This window comes from Accumulibacter sp. (genome assembly GCF_036625195.1).
Classification (GTDB): Bacteria; Pseudomonadota; Gammaproteobacteria; order Burkholderiales; family Rhodocyclaceae; genus Accumulibacter.
In genome coordinates this window covers 4,443,114-4,459,332 of sequence record NZ_JAZKUG010000001.1, presented here as the reverse complement: position 1 = coordinate 4,459,332, position 16,219 = coordinate 4,443,114, and the positions used below count along the sequence as shown (strand labels likewise).

At 67.7% G+C, this 16,219-nt stretch carries 17 protein-coding genes; 7 read left to right on the top strand and 10 right to left on the bottom strand.

From position 1 onward, the window contains the following. Position 1 precedes the first annotated feature (1 nt). Genes V5B60_RS19730 through V5B60_RS19710 form a run of 5 tightly spaced genes read right to left on the bottom strand, consistent with a single transcriptional unit; the run spans position 2 to position 3,214 of the window. Entirely contained in the window at positions 2–622 is a 621-nt protein-coding gene (locus V5B60_RS19730; RefSeq protein WP_332349468.1) for a pilus assembly PilX family protein, read from the bottom strand. Beyond that, complete coding sequence (locus V5B60_RS19725; protein ID WP_332349467.1) at positions 616–1,692, bottom strand: PilW family protein; 1,077 nt, start codon at positions 1,690–1,692, stop codon at positions 616–618. The genes V5B60_RS19730 and V5B60_RS19725 overlap by 7 nt, the downstream gene beginning before the upstream one ends. Positions 1,693–1,698: 6 nt before the next feature. Beyond that, positions 1,699–2,178, bottom strand: a complete 480-nt coding sequence (pilV, locus tag V5B60_RS19720; protein ID WP_332349464.1) for a type IV pilus modification protein PilV — start codon at positions 2,176–2,178, stop codon at positions 1,699–1,701. Then, a complete protein-coding gene (locus tag V5B60_RS19715) occupies positions 2,178–2,759 on the bottom strand; it encodes a GspH/FimT family pseudopilin (protein WP_332349461.1) in 582 nt (193 codons plus the stop codon). The genes pilV and V5B60_RS19715 overlap by 1 nt, the downstream gene beginning before the upstream one ends. After that, the gene (locus tag V5B60_RS19710) at positions 2,756–3,214 is read right to left on the bottom strand and encodes a type IV pilin protein (RefSeq protein ID WP_332349460.1); all 459 of its coding nucleotides are present in this window, start codon (positions 3,212–3,214) and stop codon (positions 2,756–2,758) included. The genes V5B60_RS19715 and V5B60_RS19710 overlap by 4 nt, the downstream gene beginning before the upstream one ends. A gap of 195 nt (positions 3,215–3,409) precedes the next feature. On the opposite strand from V5B60_RS19710, the gene V5B60_RS19705 reads away from it, so the two are divergent. After that, positions 3,410–4,228: an energy transducer TonB gene (locus V5B60_RS19705; RefSeq protein ID WP_332349458.1), complete on the top strand. Its 819-nt coding sequence runs from the start codon at positions 3,410–3,412 to the stop codon at positions 4,226–4,228. Positions 4,229–4,246: 18 nt separating this feature from the next. Here V5B60_RS19705 and ispH read toward each other — a convergent pair whose 3' ends face one another. From ispH to V5B60_RS19680, 5 genes are read right to left on the bottom strand one after another with little or no spacing between them, the layout of a single operon-like run. After that, on the bottom strand, positions 4,247–5,170 hold the full coding sequence (gene ispH / locus V5B60_RS19700) for a 4-hydroxy-3-methylbut-2-enyl diphosphate reductase (RefSeq protein WP_332349456.1): 924 nt from the start codon (positions 5,168–5,170) through the stop codon (positions 4,247–4,249). 10 nt (positions 5,171–5,180) lie between these two features. Next, the gene (locus tag V5B60_RS19695; RefSeq protein ID WP_332349454.1) at positions 5,181–5,633 is read right to left on the bottom strand and encodes an FKBP-type peptidyl-prolyl cis-trans isomerase; all 453 of its coding nucleotides are present in this window, start codon (positions 5,631–5,633) and stop codon (positions 5,181–5,183) included. A 57-nt stretch (positions 5,634–5,690) separates the two neighbouring features. Further along, a complete protein-coding gene (gene lspA / locus V5B60_RS19690) occupies positions 5,691–6,185 on the bottom strand; it encodes a signal peptidase II (RefSeq protein WP_034934807.1) in 495 nt (164 codons plus the stop codon). After that, positions 6,172–9,000, bottom strand: a complete 2,829-nt coding sequence (gene ileS, locus V5B60_RS19685) for an isoleucine--tRNA ligase (RefSeq protein WP_332349451.1) — start codon at positions 8,998–9,000, stop codon at positions 6,172–6,174. Before ileS ends, lspA begins: the two co-directional genes overlap by 14 nt. Positions 9,001–9,008: 8 nt before the next feature. Further along, positions 9,009–9,932: a bifunctional riboflavin kinase/FAD synthetase gene (locus V5B60_RS19680; protein ID WP_332350652.1), complete on the bottom strand. Its 924-nt coding sequence runs from the start codon at positions 9,930–9,932 to the stop codon at positions 9,009–9,011. A gap of 94 nt (positions 9,933–10,026) precedes the next feature. On the opposite strand from V5B60_RS19680, the gene V5B60_RS19675 reads away from it, so the two are divergent. The 6 genes from V5B60_RS19675 to ccoP all read left to right on the top strand — a co-directional run bounded on the left by V5B60_RS19675 (position 10,027) and on the right by ccoP (position 16,146). Beyond that, positions 10,027–12,483, top strand: a complete 2,457-nt coding sequence (locus V5B60_RS19675) for a heavy metal translocating P-type ATPase (RefSeq protein WP_332349449.1) — start codon at positions 10,027–10,029, stop codon at positions 12,481–12,483. 6 nt (positions 12,484–12,489) lie between these two features. Then, a complete protein-coding gene (gene ccoS / locus V5B60_RS19670) occupies positions 12,490–12,699 on the top strand; it encodes a cbb3-type cytochrome oxidase assembly protein CcoS (RefSeq protein ID WP_332349447.1) in 210 nt (69 codons plus the stop codon). Positions 12,700–12,989: 290 nt separating this feature from the next. Next, the gene (ccoN, locus tag V5B60_RS19665) at positions 12,990–14,417 is read left to right on the top strand and encodes a cytochrome-c oxidase, cbb3-type subunit I (RefSeq protein ID WP_332349445.1); all 1,428 of its coding nucleotides are present in this window, start codon (positions 12,990–12,992) and stop codon (positions 14,415–14,417) included. 13 nt (positions 14,418–14,430) lie between these two features. Continuing rightward, a complete protein-coding gene (gene ccoO / locus V5B60_RS19660; protein WP_332349442.1) occupies positions 14,431–15,045 on the top strand; it encodes a cytochrome-c oxidase, cbb3-type subunit II in 615 nt (204 codons plus the stop codon). Between the two features lie 4 nt (positions 15,046–15,049). Then, on the top strand, positions 15,050–15,244 hold the full coding sequence (locus V5B60_RS19655; RefSeq protein ID WP_295351643.1) for a cbb3-type cytochrome oxidase subunit 3: 195 nt from the start codon (positions 15,050–15,052) through the stop codon (positions 15,242–15,244). Beyond that, positions 15,241–16,146, top strand: a complete 906-nt coding sequence (gene ccoP, locus V5B60_RS19650) for a cytochrome-c oxidase, cbb3-type subunit III (RefSeq protein WP_332349436.1) — start codon at positions 15,241–15,243, stop codon at positions 16,144–16,146. Before V5B60_RS19655 ends, ccoP begins: the two co-directional genes overlap by 4 nt. Positions 16,147–16,219: the final 73 nt, after the last annotated feature.

Sequence of the window (16,219 nt, the reverse complement as noted above, 5' to 3'; positions counted from 1 at the left end):
GCTACAGGGCAACGATGGTCTGGATGTAGGCGACGGTGCGGCGCGGGCCTGCGATGCGCGTCGTGATGCGGTAGTAGACTCGGTTGTTGCCGATCGGCGCGAGGCCGCCGGCACTCTGGCTGCCGCCGGTGTTGGTGCTCGCCGGCTCGCGCGCGCAGTTGGCGAGATGCGGTGCACCGGTCGTCGCGCACAGGCGGTGGACGATGTACTGGACGGTGTTGCCGGCGGCATCGGTGCCGCCGGCGCTCGGCGTCACGCCGCCGGCAACCACGGCGGCCCAGTAGGCATCCCACGACTGGCCGGCGGCCGGCGACTGCGCGCTGCCTGCGGCGACGTAGCCGGTGGCATCGTTGTGCAGGGTCGTGTTCCCCATGACGCTGTTGGGTTGCAGCCAGTTGTTCAGCGCCATTTCGGTGCTGCGCTCGCCGGCCTGCACTGCGGTCTGGTGGAACGACAGGTTGCCGGCGACGAGGTTGGCGGTATCGACCGAGCGGACGAGGGCGACGCCGGCGAGCGTCAGTGCGACGAGGACGATCAGCGCGACGAGCAGGACGACACCCTGCTGCCGGTTGCTGCGGGCCGCCGCCAGACGATGGCGCGACGGATCGAGGGGCATCAACATGTCGCCATCCAGGGCAGGTTGCGAATCGGGATCACGGTCTCGAAGGTCCGGTAACGGTAGTTCTGCCAGTTGGTGCGTGCGCTGAGGTTGATCGCCACGCCACCGCTGCCGGCCCACACCGGCGCCTGTTGGGTGAGCTGATCGCGGTCGACCTGGCTGTTGCGGGCGACGACGACGATGCGCAGCGCCGAGGTTCGCGCCCAACTGCAAGCGAGGGTGTCCTGATTCGGCGGGCTGGGCTGTTGCGGCGTCACCTGGTCCCAGGTGTCGACGCCGCTGGTGGCGGTCGACGCGTGTCCATACTGCGCGCGCAGCGCGGCGATGTTGTTGACGATCGGCACCCAGTTGGCGCTGCAGGTGCCGTCGGTGGCGGTGCAGGCGGCGCCACAGTTGGCCGCCAGGTAGTCGCAGACGGTGAGGTTGCCGGCGCGCACCGCATAGGCGAGGATGCGCGGGTTCTGGCCGAGGTTGAACAGCGTCCCGCCGTCGACGGCACCGCTGCTGGGCACGGTGATGACCGGCGGCGTCACCGCGGTCACCGTCGCCAGGGTCAGCGCGCAACCGACCGTCGGCGCCGAAGGGCCGGCGATGACCCGGTCATTGTTGGCGAAGGAGCCGGCCGTCTGCAGCCCGAGCTGCAGGCCCATGACGGCGGTGACGACGTCGCCTTCGGGCGAGCCATTGCCGCTGCCGAAGGTGATCAGCAGCGTGTCGCTGTTGGCGTCGCCGGCCGGGACGTCGGTCGTCGGCGGATTGATCACCACCGGTGCGAGCTGCGCCAGCGTGCGACTTGCCGGTGCCGGCAGGGTGAGCGGGCAGCCGAGCGCATTCAGCGCGTTGAAGCCGAAGCCGGCCTGCCGGATGTCGCGTTGCAGCGTGTACAGCGCCATGGCGCCGCTGCCCTGCGCGTCGCCGGTGCCGGTCGTCGAACGACGCTGTCCTTCGGCCGTCGCGAAGACCTGCAGCATGATGATCATGCCGATCATGCCGATGACCATGGCGACCATCACCTCGACGAGCGTGAAGCCGCGGGCGGTGGGGTGCTGCAGCGGGGGCGCGGGCGTTTTCATGCGGGATCAGGGGTTGCGCGAAATCTGCGAGACGACGACGTGACGGTGCCCGGCAGCGTTCAGCGGCATTTCCGGCGTTCGCCAGAAGAGGGTGATGACCACTTGGCCGGCGGTGGCGCCGGCCGTGTCGTCGACGGTCACCGTCGGCAGGGTGGCGACGACGCCGGACGATGCGGCGACGACGCCGGGCAGACCTTCCCTGCCGGAGACGTCGGCGAGCCAGGCATTGTAGGCCGTGCCGCCGGTCTGGAAAGCGGTCTTCAGTGCCGTCAGGTTGCCGCTGCTGGTCCACATCTGGCCGATCAGCCGGTTGGCGAGCAAGGTTGCGTCGGTCCGGTACTTGGCGTCGCTGGTGAGCTGGACGGCGGTCGCCTGCAGCGCGACGAGCGAGAGGATGCCGAGCGAGAAGATCAGGATGGCGATCAGCGCCTCGAGCAGCATGACGCCGGACTGGCCGGTGGCGGGGGAGTTGTTCGTCGCTTTCATCAGCAGGCCTGCGCGTCGCCAGCCGGCAAAGCCGGGTCACACATGCGGATCTGGCCGCCGACCGAGACCACCAGGCGCAGGCAGCGCACCGAACCGCCGCTGGCGACACAGGTACCGCCGGTCGTGTTCGAGACGTCGATCGCGACGTTCGCCGCCGGCACCGGTATCAGCCTTCCGAGGCCGTTGAAGACGAAGGCTGACTGGCCGGCGGCGACCTGCGTCTGCTGCGATCCCTCGGCGCGGTTGCGCACCTGGATGATGCGCGGTGCTGCCGTGTCGGATGGCGCCGTCGCGCACTGTCCGGCCGGGTTGTCCATGCTGACGACCCAGTGCGGGCCAGTGGTGGCGAGGGCGCAGGTGTCGTCGATGGCGCTGACGAGCTGGAAGCGGACCGTTGCGTTGCGCCGGACGGCTTCCGCCCGGGCGAGTTGCAGGCCGTTCTGGATCGCCTCGGCCGAGCTACGGATGCGGGCGTTGCGCAGCCAGTCGCTGAAGCGGGGGACGGCCATCGCCATCAGGACGCCGAGGATGACGATGCCGACGATCAGCTCGGTCAGGCTGAAGCCGCGGTGTGCGTTCAACAGCCGCCTCCCTTGCTGGTCACCCAGCAGTTGACCGGCGGCGTGCCCCAGCCACTGATGACGGCCGTGGTCTGCCGCACGTTCGCCTGGTTGACGGTGTAGGTGAAGCCGGTCATCGAACTCTTGCCGGTGGCGGTGAGCGTGTAGGTGGTGGCGGTCGCGCCCGGGCAACTGAAGTCGAAGTACGTGCTGGTCGTCGTGTCGGTCGTGTTCGGGTCGCAGGCGGGCGACATGACTGCCGGATTGCCGCCGGAGGCTGCCTGGTAGTAGAGGTGGTTGTCCTGGAAGAATTGCTCGAGGCGGACGCGTCGCTCGGCGAGTTGCGAGGTCGCGTGCGTGATGCGCGAGCGGATCAGGTAGTCGTTGTAGTTCGGGATGGCGATGGCGGCCAGGATGCTGATGATCGCGACGACGATCATGACCTCGATCAGGGTGAAGCCATCTGGTCTCTTCACGGCACTTAACTCCCTTGCGAATGTGGGGACGACGTCGCGTCCCGGTCAACGGCTTGTGTGGATGATAGCTCGTACGGCTGCCGTGACAAGGCGTGAGCGACGTGCGGTTTTTTTGGGCGGACGAGTGGCGGCGGTGGCGGCGCGACGGACGGTAGAATCCAGCTTCCGCCGGCTCCGGCATCCTCCGTCCTGCCTGTGCTTCCGTCAACCGCAGCGATTTCCGGCAGTGCGCTGGAGCACGAGCAGCGCAGCCGCCTCGGTCGGGCGCTGTTCGCCTCGTTGCTGCTGCATCTCCTGCTCTGCCAGGCGCTCGCAACCTTCCCGTCGGCGGCCGGCAGCCGCGGGGCGCCGCCGTTGGCGCGGATGCCGGCGACGCTGCGCGTGCCGCTGGCGCCGGCCACTGCAGCGAGCGTTGAGGCGATGGCAAGGGATCCGTCGCCGCCAGAGGTGTCGGCTGCCGCTGGCTCGGCGGCGGACGCGCCAGGCGAAGCAGCCGCTTCGTCTGCGCCGGCCGAGCGCCCGCCGGTGGCGGCCGAGCCGGCGCTCGCCGCCGTCGGTGAGCGCCGGCTGCTGGCCGAGCGGCCGCCCTATCTGGCCGCGGTCCCGTCTTTGCCGCCGCTGGCAGAGACCTGGTATTTTCCGCGCCGCGACCTGACGCTGCCGCCCGTGCTGCAGGACGAGCCCTTGCTGCAGCCGCCTCCGGGCAGCAGCCCCGGGCGGGGTGCGCGCGTCCGGCTGCGGCTGCTGATCGCCGCCGATGGCGCGGTCGATCGCGTCGAAGTGCTCGGCAGCGGCGTGCCCGCCGCGGTCAGCGACGCCGCGCAGGCCGCTTTCGCCGGCCTGCGTTTTCGTCCGGGCGAGATCGAGGGCGTCGCCGTGCGCAGCGAGGCGCGCTTCGAGCTCGACTTCGATGAGGCTGCTGCCGGCAGCAGCCATGCCAGCGATCGTTCCAGCTTGCGGCCTGCCTCGCCGCGCGCCGGCGCCGCGTCGCAGACGCCCGGCAGCGGGCGGTGAGCGGTCGCCGCTGGCGCTTCAGGTCTGCAGTTCGCGCGGCAGGGCGAAGGTGACGTTCTCCTCGCTGCCGGCGAGCTGGTCAACACGATCCGCTTCGCCGGCCGACAGGTGCTCGACGACGCGGTCGACGAGGATTTCCGGTGCCGAGGCGCCGGCGGTGACGCCGATGCGGCTGACGCCGGCGAGCCACCCGGGATCGATCTGTCGGGCTTCATCGATCAGGTAGGCGCGGGCGCCGGCGAGTTCGGCGACCTCACGCAGCCGGTTCGAGTTGGAACTCGAGGGGCTGCCGACGACGAGGACGACCTCGCTCTGGCCCGCCAGCTGCTTGACTGCATCCTGGCGGTTCTGCGTCGCATAGCAGATGTCGTCCTTCTTCGGCCCGACGATCTCCGGGAAGCGCTCCCTGAGCGCGGCGACGACCTGTGCGGCGTCGTCGACCGAGAGCGTCGTCTGCGTGACGTAGGCGAGGCGTGCCGGAGTCTGGACGGCGAGTTCCCGGACGTCGGCGACGGTTTCGACGAGGTACATGCCGTCGGCGCTCTGGCCCATCGTCCCCTCGACCTCGGGGTGGCCGCGGTGGCCGATCATGACGATCTCGCGTCCCTCGCGCCGCATCCGGGCGACCTCGACATGGACCTTGGTGACCAGCGGGCAGGTGGCGTCGAAGACCCGCAGGCCGCGTTCGGCGGCCTCCTCGATGACCGCCCTGGCGACGCCGTGTGCGCTGAAGATGACGATGCTGCCGGCGGGCACCTCGGCGAGGTCGTCGACGAAGACGGCGCCCTTGGCGCGCAGGTCATCGCAGACGAAGCGGTTGTGCACGACTTCGTGGCGGACGTAGATCGGCGCGCCGAACTTCTCGATCGCTCGTTCGACGATGGCGATGGCCCGGTCGACGCCGGCGCAGAAACCGCGGGGGTTGGCGAGCAGGATTTGCATGCGCTGGACCTCAGAGAATGGCGATGAGCTCGACCTCGAAGCGGATCGGTTTGCCGGCGAGTGGATGGTTGAAGTCGAACAGCGCGCTGCTGTCGTCGAGTTCGCAGAGGAGTCCGGCGAAGCTGGCGCCGTCGGTCGAGCTGAATTCGATCAGCGAGTTCGTCCGGAGTTCGATGTCCGGCGGCAGCGCGTTGCGCGCGATGCGTTCGACCAGGCGCGGATTGTGCTCGCCGAAGGCCTCGCTCGCCGCCAGTTCGAAGACGTGGCGTCCGCCGACGGCGAGACCGAGGAGGCACTCCTCGAGGGTCTCGGCAAGCTGGCCGCTACCCATCTGCAGGGTGGCGGGCGACAGCCCGAAGGTGCTGACGTATTCGTTGCCAGCGAGGTCGGCGAGGCTGTAGTGCAGCGTCAGGTAGCTGTCACGATCGACGCTGGCGGCTGCTGGCGTGGCGGTTGGCGGCATGCGTTTTCCCGTGCGTGGTGGCGATGGAAGGGCGGCGGCACGGCGGCCGCTCCCTGCTCAGGGCGGGCTGCCTTGGCGCCGGGCGCTGCCGCTGGCGAACTGGTCCCAGATCATCAGTCCGGCACCGAGGCAGATCGCCGCGTCGGCGAGGTTGAACGCCGGCCAGTAGAAGCCGGCCGCGTGCCACTGGATGAAGTCGACGACGGCGCCGAAGCGCAGGCGGTCGATGACGTTGCCGACGGCGCCGCCGAGGATCATGGTGAGCGCCAGCGAGAGCCGGAACTCGCCGCTGTGGCGCGGCAGGATGCTGACGATCCAGGCGGCGATGGCGATCGCCAGCGCGGTGAAGAACCAGCGCTGCCAGCCGCCGGCATCGGAGAGGAAGCTGAACGCGGCGCCCGGGTTGAAGACCAGTACCCAGTTGAAGAATGGCGCGAAGTAGACGCTGTCGCCCGGCCGCAGCCAGCCGAGGACCAGCCACTTGCTGATCTGGTCGAGGACGACGACGATGCCGGCCAGCCACAGCCAGCGGTCGATGTTACGCGAAGGCACGTGCTTCGCCCGCACCGAAGAGATTGTCGAGACAGCGGCCACAGAGCCCGGGGTGCTCGGCATGCCTGCCGACATCGGCGCGCACGTGCCAGCAGCGTTCGCACTTGGCGTGCGGCAGGGGCGCGCAGACCAGTTCTTCCCGGCTGTCGTGGACCAGGGTCGTCTGCGAGCAGATGAGGACGAAGCGCAGGTCGTCGCCGAGCGCCGCCAGTGTGTCGTACTTCTCGCCCGCGCAGTGGATGCGCACCTCCGCCTGCAGCGACGAGCCGATGCGGCCGGCGATGCGCAATTCCTCGAGTGCGCGCATGACCTCGGCACGGTAGCCGCGCAGGCGGCGCCACTTGTCGACCAGTTCCGCTTCGTCCGCGGGCGCCGGCAGCGGTTGCCAGGTGTGCAGCATCACCGAGTCGCGGCGATCCCCGCTCTGCAATTGCCAGATTTCCTCGGCGGTGAAACAGAGCACCGGCGCCATCAGCTTGAGCAGACACTGCAGGATGTGCCACAGCGCGCCCTGCGCCGAACGGCGGGCGTGCGAAGCGGCAGCCGTGGTGTACAGGCGGTCCTTGAGGATGTCGAGGTAGAAGCCGCCGAGATCCTCGGAGCAGAAGGTCTGCAGCGCCTGCATGACGCGGTGGAACTCGAAGCGCTCGTAGTCGGCCTCGCACTGCGCCTGCATTTGCCGTGTCATCGCCAGTGCGTAGCGGTCGATCTCCAGCCACTGCCCGACCGCCGGCATGTCTCGACTGGGGTCGAAGTCGGCGGTGTTGGCGAGCAGGAAGCGCAAGGTGTTGCGGATGCGGCGGTAGCTTTCGACGACGCGCTTGAGGATCTCGTCGGAGATCGACAACTCGCCCGAATAGTCGGTCGCCGCCACCCACAGCCGCAGGATCTCGGCGCCGAGGGTATCGGCGATCTTCTGCGGGGCGATGACGTTGCCCTTCGACTTCGACATCTTGAGGCCCTTGCCGTCGACGACGAAGCCGTGCGTCAGCAGGGCCTTGTACGGCGCACGCCCGTCGATCGCGCAGCCGATCAGCAGCGAGCTCTGGAACCAGCCGCGGTGCTGGTCGGAGCCTTCGAGGTAGAGATCGGCCGGATAGGCGAGTTCGTCGCGGTGCGAGCCGCGCAGGACGCTCGAGTGGGTCGATCCGGAGTCGAACCAGACGTCGAGCGTGTCGCTCATCTTGCGGTAGTGCGCGGCTTCGCTGCCGAGCAGCTCGGCCGGGTCGAGGGCGAACCAGGCTTCGATGCCGGCTCGTTCGACGCGTTGCGCGACGGCTTCGATCAGCTCGGCGGTGCGCGGATGCAGAGCGCCGCTCTCGCGGTGCAGGAAGAAGGGCAGCGGCACGCCCCAGTTGCGCTGCCGCGAGACGCACCAGTCCGGTCGGGTACGCATCATCGCCTCGAGCCGCGCGCGTCCCCAGCTGGGGAAGAACTGCGTCTCGTCGACCGCGCGTTCGGCGCGCCAGCGCAGCGTCGGCTCCTCGGCGCCGGTGTGTGTCGGCGACGACGGCGGGGCCGGCGGGCGGTGCTCCATGCCGATGAACCACTGCGTCGTGGCGCGAAAGATGATCGGGGTCTTGTGGCGCCAGCAGTGCGGATAACTGTGGCGGATGGTTTCCGAGTGCAGCAGGTGGCCGCTGCCGGCGAGCTCATCGACGACCTGCGGGTTGGCTTCCCAGACCGACCGGCCACTGAGTTCGCCGCTGCCCAGGGGCGGCGTACCGGCAACGAAGCGGCCATCGTCGGCAACCGGATTGTTCATCGGCAGGCCGTAGACCTTGCCGATCAGGTAGTCGTCGGTGCCGTGCGCCGGTGCCGTATGTACCAGGCCGGTGCCGGCCTCGAGGGTGACGTGGCGGCCGCAGATCAGCGCCACGTCGCGCGCCTGGAAGGGGTGCCGGAGCAGCAGCTGCTCGAGTTCGGCGCCGGTCGCCGAGCCGATCACCGTGCCGCTCAGTCCGTAACGCTGCAGGCATGCCGGCGCCAGCTCGCGCACCAGGAGCAGCGCTCCCTTCGCCGTCTCGATCAGGTCGTAGACGAAATCCGGGTGGGCGCAGACCGCCTCGTTGGCGGGCAGCGTCCACGGCGTCGTCGTCCAGATGACGGCGAAGGCCGGTCCGCGCAGGTGCGTCAGGCCGCAGGCACGGGCCAGTCTGGCAGCGTGGTTGGGGTGCACTTCGAAAGCGACGTCGATCGCCAGCGAGCTCTTGTCCTCATATTCCACCTCGGCCTCGGCGAGTGCCGAGCCGCAGTCGAGGCACCAGTTGACCGGTTTCAGCCCCTGGTAGAGGTAACCCTGGTCGAGGATGCGGCCGAGTGCGCGGATCTCGTCGGCCTCGGTCTTGAACTCCATCGTCAGATAGGGCTGTTGCCACGCGCCCAGGACGCCGAGGCGGATGAAGTCTCTCTTCTGACGCTCGATCTGCTCGCTGGCGAAGGCGCGGCAGAGGGCGCGCACACGGTCGGCCGGGAGGTGCTTGCCATGCAGCTTCTCGATCTGGTGTTCGATCGGCAGGCCGTGGCAGTCCCAGCCGGGGACGTAAGGCGCATCGAAGCCAGCGAGCGTGCGGGCGCGGACGATGATGTCCTTGAGGATCTTGTTCACCGCGTGGCCGATGTGGATGTCGCCGTTGGCGTAGGGTGGCCCGTCGTGCAGGACGAAGCGCGGGCGGCCCTGCGATACCGCGCGGATGCGCTCGTACAGACCGGATTCCTGCCATTCGGCGACCCATTGCGGTTCGCGTCGGGCGAGGTCGCCGCGCATCGGGAACGGGGTGTCGGTCAGGTTGAGGGTCTTCCGGTAGTCGGCCATACGGGTTCTCACAACTGGAAATGGGCCTTGATGGCGGCAACGTCGCTGGCGATCTGGGCGCGCAGCGCGGCGAAGTCGGGGAATTTCATCTCGTCGCGCAGCTTGTGCAGGAAACGGACGCTGAGGTGGGCGCCATAGATGTCGGCGCTGAAATCGAGCAGATGGACCTCGAGCAGGGGGCGCGCCACCTGGTTGGCGCTCGGCCGGTAGCCGAGGTTGGCGGCGCCCCGGTGCGGTCCGCCGGGCAGTCCGCGGACCTCGACGGCAAAGACCCCGCGCAGCGGTGGGCGCTCGTGCTTGATGCGGATGTTGGCGGTGTGGAAGCCGAGCTGGCGTCCGATGCCGTCACCGCGGACGACGCGGCCGTCGATCGCGTAGGGGCGGCCGAGCAGCCGTGCCGCGTGTTCGATCCGCCCGGCCTGCAGCGCGTCGCGCACCGCCGAACTGGACGCGCGCTCGCCGTCCAGGGTGACGCTTTCCATGGCCTCGACGCGGAAGCCGAGCCGCGCGCCGGTGGCGCGGAGCAGTGCGAAGTCGCCACTGCGGCCGGCGCCGAAGCGGAAATCGTCACCGACGATCAGCAGCCGCACACGCAGTGCGCCGAGCAGGACCCGCTCGATGAAATCGGCTGCGGTCAGCGAGGCGAAGGCGGCGTTGAAATGGCAGACATGCACCAGGTCGACACCATCGTCAGCGAGCAGTTCGAGCTTCTCGCGCAGTGTCGACAGGCGTGGCGGCGCATCCTGCGGGGCGAAGAACTCGCGTGGATGCGGCTCGAAGGTGAGGACGGCCGCCGGCAGCCCGGCGCTGGCGGCAGCCGCAGTCAGGCGGGCGAGCAGGGCGCGATGGCCGAGATGAACGCCATCGAAATTGCCTATGGTGAGGACGGTGGCGCTGGGCGCTGTCTGTGAAAATCCGCGATAGACGAGCATCGGGCGCGAGTGGGAGCGGACAAAACGTGCGATTATAACCGGCCTGCTGCCGCGCCGGCTGGCGCCGGCGGCTTTTTCCTCGTCTGTCGCGGTGATGAACATCGGCAATTGCTACCATTGTGGCCAAGCCATTCCGGCGGGCGTCGACCTCGCCACGCGCATCGACGGAGCGCCGCGCGCGATGTGCTGTGCCGGTTGCCAGGCGGTGGCGAAGGCGATCGTCGACAACGGCCTCGGCGACTACTACCGCACCCGCGATGCGCTGCCCGACGCGCCGCGCGAGGCGATGCCGGCGATCGTCGACGGGCTGCAGCTCTACGACCATGCCGATTTCCAGAAGAGCTTCGTCCGCGTCCTGCCCGATGAGGCCGGCGGGAGCGAGCGCGAAGCCTCGCTGATCCTCGAAGGGATCACCTGTTCGGCGTGCATCTGGCTCAACGAGCAGCACCTGTCGCGGCTCGCCGGCGTGACCGCGGTGGAGATCAATTACGCCACGCGCCGCGCGCGCGTCCGCTGGGACGAGCGGCGGATCCGGCTGTCCGGGATCCTGGCGGCGATCGCGACCATCGGCTATCGCGCGTATCCCTACGATCCGGCGAAGAGCGAGGAACTCGCGCGCGACGAGCGGCGCCGCGCCCTGTGGCGGGTGTTCGTCGCCGGCTTCGGCATGATGCAGGTGATGATGTACGCCGTTCCGGTCTATCTGGCGGGCGATGGCGAGATGACGCCGGAGGTCGCGCAGCTGATGCGCTGGGCCAGCCTGACGCTGACGCTGCCGGTGGTGTTCTATTCGGCGGCGCCCTTCTTCACCAACGCCTGGCGCGACCTGCGACTGCGCCGTGCCGGCATGGACGTGCCGGTCGCGCTGGGCGTCGGCGCCGCCTTCCTGGCGAGCGTCTGGGCGACGCTGACGGCGAGCGGCGAGGTCTATTTCGATTCGGTGACGATGTTCGTCTTCTTCCTGCTGAGCGGGCGCTTCCTGGAAATGACTGCTCGCCAGCGGGCGGTCAGCACCACCGAGGCACTGGCCCGGCTGATGCCGGCGGTCGCCACCCGGTTGCCGGAATACCCGGCCAGACGGCAGCAGGAACAGGTCCTGGTCGCCAACCTGCAGCCCGGTGAGGTGGTGCTGGTGCGTGCCGGCGAGACGATCCCGGCCGACGGCAAGGTTCTGGAAGGCGAGAGCAGCGCCAACGAGTCGCTGCTGACCGGGGAGAGTGCGCCGGTCGACAAGCGTCCGGGATCGGCGGTGACCGGTGGCGCGCTCAATGTCGAGAGCCCGCTGCTGGTCGAGGTGACACGGGTGGGCGAGGCGACCCGGCTGTCGGCGATCATCCGCCTGATGGAGCGGGCAGCGACGGCGAAGCCGCGGATCGTCGAGCTGGCCGATCGCATCGCCAGCCATTTCATCATTGCATTGCTCGTCCTGGCCACGGCGGTGGCGCTGGTCTGGTGGTTCATCGATCCGCGCCAGGCGCTGTGGATCACCGTTTCGGTTCTCGTCGTCACCTGCCCCTGCGCGCTGTCGCTGGCGACGCCGGTGGCGCTGACCGTTGCCAGTGGCGCCATGGCGCGCGCCGGCCTGCTGGTCACCCGCAGCCATGCCGTCGAGACGCTGGCGCGGGCGAGCCACTTCGTCCTCGACAAGACCGGTACGCTGACCACCGGCGAGATGCGCGTGCTGCAAGTACTGCCTCTTGCGGAAGACACCGCCGAGTCGTGCCTGTGCCTGGCAGCGGCGCTCGAGCAGGCCTCGGAGCACCCGCTCGGCAGGGCGCTGCGCGAGGCTGCGGCCGGTCGTCCGTTGCCGGCCGTCGAGGCGCCGGGCAACGAGCCGGGTTGCGGCGTCACGGCGGTGCTTGATGGCCGCCGCCTGCGTCTCGGCCGGCCGGCGTATGTGCATTCGTTGCACGGCCGGCCGCTGCCGGAGTCGGCGAATGCCGTTCTGGACAGCGGCGACACGGTAATCGCCCTCGGCGACGAAGGCGGCTGGATCGCCCTCTTTCGCCTCGGCGACGACGTGCGGCCGGAAGCCGCCGCTTTGCTCGCCGACCTGCGTGCCGCCGGCCGGCGGGTCGTGCTGTTGACCGGCGACTGCGAGCCGGTTGCCCGGCGTGTCGCACGCGGTCTGGCGATCGACGAGGTGGTGGCGGATGCGTCGCCGCAGGCGAAGCATCAGCACGTGCACCGCCTGCAGGCCGCTGGCGCGGTCGTCGCGATGGTCGGCGACGGGGTGAACGACGCGCCTGTCCTGGCGCAGGCACAGGTCTCGGTGGCCATGGGCGGGGGTTCGGAGCTGGCTCGCACGCAGGCGGATCTGGTCCTGCTGTCGGAGAACCTCGACCACCTGCGTCGTGGCATCCGGGTGTCGCGCCGCGCGCTGCGCGTCATCCGGCAGAACCTCTGGTGGTCATTCGCCTACAATTTCGTCGTCCTGCCGCTGGCGATCGCCGGCTTCATCACGCCGTGGATGGCCGGCATCGGCATGTCCGGCAGCTCGTTGCTGGTGGTGGCGAATTCGTTGCGACTGCAGAAGACTGGTGGAAGCTGATCGACGATGGAAACCCTGTACCTGCTGATCCCGATTTCGGTCGTGCTCGTCTTCCTGATCGCGCTCGCCTTCTGGTGGTCGCTGCGCAGCGGTCAGTTCGACGACATGGAGGGGCCGGCCTACCGCATCCTGATGGATGACGACCGTTCCCCACCCGCGGCAGGCGCCGACGACAGGCGGCCAGGCCGGTCGCCTGCCGATCCACGCGACTCTTGATGCAGGTCAATGCGGCTTCTTGTCGGTCGGGGATAATTCGCCGGTCGCCGGCGTGGATGTTTCGGCATTCGCTGCCCGGGGCGTCCAGGGATGTTTCTCTGTTGGGGTTTCGGGTGCGTCTCGGCGCACCCATTTTTTTGCCCGCTGGCGCCGTCCGCTCGTGCGCGGAGGTTGATCTGTGTCAAATTTGACACCGTCAGGTTAGAATAGCATCCGTTTATTCAGTGCCCGGGACAAGGGCATTCAGGGCGGTGAAAACCGGTTTTCTTGATCAGGAACGAGGTGAGTCCATGTCGGAAACTCAGTCAACATACAATTACAAGGTGGTGCGGCAGTTTGCCGTGATGACGGTCATCTGGGGGATAGTCGGGATGCTGGTGGGGGTGATCATCGCCGCCCAACTGGTCTGGCCCGAACTCAACCTTGGTTTCCTGCACTTCGGCCGCCTGCGCCCGCTGCACACCAACGCGGTGATCTTCGCCTTCGGCGGCAGCGCGCTGTTCGCCACCTCGTACTACGTCGTCCAGCGGACCTGCCACACACGGCTCTTTTCCGACGGGCTGGCGGCGTTCACCTTCTGGGGCTGGCAGCTGATCATCGTGCTCGCCGCCGTGACGCTGCCACTGGGGATCACCTCGGGCAAGGAGTACGCCGAACTCGAGTGGCCGGTCGACATCCTGATCACGCTCGTCTGGGTGGCTTACGCGGTCGTCTTCTTCGGTACCCTCGCCAAGCGCAAGGTGAGTCACATCTATGTCGCGAACTGGTTCTACGGCGGCTTCATCCTTGCCGTGGCGCTGCTGCACGTGGTCAACAGCGCGGAGATTCCGGTGACGCTGACCAAGTCGTACTCGGCCTATGCCGGTGTCCAGGACGCGATGATCCAGTGGTGGTACGGGCACAACGCGGTCGGTTTCTTCCTCACCGCCGGCTTCCTCGGCATGATGTACTACTTCGTTCCAAAGCAGGCCGAGCGCCCCATCTACTCGTACCGCCTGTCGGTGGTGCACTTCTGGGCGCTGATCTTCACCTACATGTGGGCCGGGCCGCACCACCTGCACTACACGGCGCTGCCCGACTGGACGCAGTCGGTCGGCATGCTGTTCTCGCTGATCCTGCTGGCACCGTCGTGGGGCGGCATGATCAACGGGGTGATGACGCTTTCGGGCGCCTGGCACAAGCTGCGCGACGATCCGATCCTGAAGTTCCTGATCACCTCGCTGTCCTTCTACGGCATGTCGACCTTCGAGGGACCGATGATGTCGATCAAGACGGTCAATGCCCTGTCGCACTACACGGACTGGACCGTCGGCCACGTGCACTCGGGTGCGCTGGGCTGGGTGGCGATGATCTCGATCGGCTCGGTCTACTACCTGCTGCCGCGGCTGTTTGGCAAGAGCGAGATGTTCAGCGTCAGGCTGATCACGGTGCACTTCTGGGTGGCGACCATCGGCGTCGTGCTCTACATCGCGTCGATGTGGATCGCCGGCGTGATGCAGGGCCTCATGTGGCGCGCGGTCAATGCCGACGGCACGCTGACCTACAGCTTCGTCGAATCGGTCAAGGCCTCCTATCCCTTCTGGGCGATCCGGTTCCTCGGTGGCGTCCTGTTCCTGGTCGGCATGCTGGTGATGGCCTACAACATGTTCAAGACGATCGCAGGCGGGCGTACGGTCGACGACGCGCGCGTCCTGGTGCCTGCCGCCCACCACGCCTGACAAGGAAGAAGCAATGAAGATCACGCAAGATGCAGTTGAACGCAGTGTCCCGCTGATGATCGTGCTGACCCTGCTGGTGGTCAGCGTCGGCGGACTGGTGGAAATCGTTCCACAGTTCTTCCAGAAGTCGACCACCCAACCGGTGACCGGGCTCAAGCCCTACGATCCGGTCCGGCTCACGGGGCGCGACGTCTACATCCGCGAAGGCTGTTTTCTCTGCCATTCGCAGATGATCCGTCCGTTCCGTGCCGAGACCGAGCGCTACGGGCATTATTCGGTCGCCGGCGAGTTCGTCTATGACCACCCCTTCCAGTGGGGTTCGAAGCGAACCGGTCCCGACCTCGCCCGCGTCGGCGGACGTTACTCCGACGAGTGGCACCGGGTGCACCTGATCAATCCGCGGGATGTCGTTCCCGAGTCCAACATGCCTGCCTTCGCCTTCCTCGAGAAGGCGCCGGCCGACGCCAGCACCATCGAGGCGAAGATGCGCGCCCTCCGTCGGGTCGGCGTTCCCTATACCGACGAGGAGATCGCCGGTGCGAAGAAACAGCTTGAGGGCAAGAGCGAACTCGACGCCCTCATTGCCTACCTGCAGGGGATGGGCCTGGAACTGAAGAACGCCAGGTGAGCGCATGGACATCAACGACATTCGGTCTATCGTCACCGTCGTTTCCCTGCTGACCTTCCTCGGGATCGTCTGGTGGGCCTACGGCGTCAAGGGCAACAGGAAGCGCTTCGAAGAAGCAGCGATGCTGCCGTTCACCGATGAAGAAGCGGATCGGATCGAACTTGGCTTGGATCGCAACGGACAGAGGAAAGCATCATGAACGATTTTGTGAGTCAGTTTTGGAACTGGTACGTCATTCTGCTCGTACTGGGGAGCATCATCGCCTGTGCCGTGCTGCTTTGGGTGCAGAGCACACCACCACCGGCGAAGCTCGACACGACGGGCCACGTCTGGGACGAGAACCTCGAGGAGTACAATCACCCGCTGCCCAGATGGTGGATGTGGCTGTTCTACATCACGGTGTTCTTCGCCTTGGGCTACAGTGTGCTCTACCCGGCGCTGGGCAGCTTCCCCGGGGTTCTTGGCTGGTCGTCGAGTGGCCAGTGGGCCAAGGAGATGGCGAAATTCGACGAGCAGACCAAGCCGCTCTACGCCAAGTACCTGCAGACCGACCTCAAGGCGCTGGCGGCCGACAAGGTTGGCATGGAGACCGGCAAGCGCCTGTACCTGACCTATTGCGTCCAGTGTCATGGCGCCGATGCCAAGGGCTCGAAGGGTTTTCCGAACCTGACGGACAGTGACTGGCAGTGGGGTGGGGAGCCGGCGCAGATCGTCGAGACGATCGCCGTCGGTCGCAACGGCGTCATGCCGCCACACGCCCAACTCGGTGTCGAGACCATCAAGGACCTGGCCAATCATGTCCGTTCGCTGTCCGGTCTTCCCGCTGATTCGCTGCGTGCCGCAAAGGGTCAGGAGGCGTTCAACAGCGCCGGCTGTGCCGGTTGCCATGGTCCCGATGGCAAGGGGATGCAGGCGCTGGGCGCACCCAACCTGACCGACAAGGTCTGGCTCTACGGCAGTTCCGAGGCGACGATCATGGAGACCATCACCAAGGGCCGCAACAACCAGATGCCGGCCTGGAAGGAGTTCCTCGGCGACGAGAAGGTGCATCTGCTGGCAGCCTACGTCCTGAGCCTGGGCCCGACCACAGGCGGCAAGTAGATCGTGATGGCTGAAGAACGGAGCGCATCGCCGCTCCGTTCTTGTCTTTCCCGGCCAGGGCGCCGCAGGCTTC

Excerpts from the sequence above, each read along its gene's own strand:
- ccoS (WP_332349447.1), top strand. The coding sequence starts at position 12,490 with ATGGAAACCCTGTACCTGCTGATCCCGATTTCGGTCGTGCTCGTCTTC.
- V5B60_RS19655 (WP_295351643.1), top strand. The coding sequence starts at position 15,050 with ATGGACATCAACGACATTCGGTCTATCGTCACCGTCGTTTCCCTGCTG.
- ileS (WP_332349451.1), bottom strand. The coding sequence starts at position 9,000 with ATGGCCGACTACCGGAAGACCCTCAACCTGACCGACACCCCGTTCCCG.
- V5B60_RS19695 (WP_332349454.1), bottom strand. The coding sequence starts at position 5,633 with ATGCCGCCAACCGCCACGCCAGCAGCCGCCAGCGTCGATCGTGACAGC.
- V5B60_RS19680 (WP_332350652.1), bottom strand. The coding sequence starts at position 9,932 with ATGCTCGTCTATCGCGGATTTTCACAGACAGCGCCCAGCGCCACCGTC.
- ccoO (WP_332349442.1), top strand. The coding sequence starts at position 14,431 with ATGAAGATCACGCAAGATGCAGTTGAACGCAGTGTCCCGCTGATGATC.
- V5B60_RS19725 (WP_332349467.1), bottom strand. The coding sequence starts at position 1,692 with ATGAAAACGCCCGCGCCCCCGCTGCAGCACCCCACCGCCCGCGGCTTC.
- V5B60_RS19730 (WP_332349468.1), bottom strand. The coding sequence starts at position 622 with ATGTTGATGCCCCTCGATCCGTCGCGCCATCGTCTGGCGGCGGCCCGC.
- ccoN (WP_332349445.1), top strand. The coding sequence starts at position 12,990 with ATGTCGGAAACTCAGTCAACATACAATTACAAGGTGGTGCGGCAGTTT.
- V5B60_RS19675 (WP_332349449.1), top strand. The coding sequence starts at position 10,027 with ATGAACATCGGCAATTGCTACCATTGTGGCCAAGCCATTCCGGCGGGC.
- ccoP (WP_332349436.1), top strand. The coding sequence starts at position 15,241 with ATGAACGATTTTGTGAGTCAGTTTTGGAACTGGTACGTCATTCTGCTC.
- ispH (WP_332349456.1), bottom strand. The coding sequence starts at position 5,170 with ATGCAAATCCTGCTCGCCAACCCCCGCGGTTTCTGCGCCGGCGTCGAC.
- pilV (WP_332349464.1), bottom strand. The coding sequence starts at position 2,178 with ATGAAAGCGACGAACAACTCCCCCGCCACCGGCCAGTCCGGCGTCATG.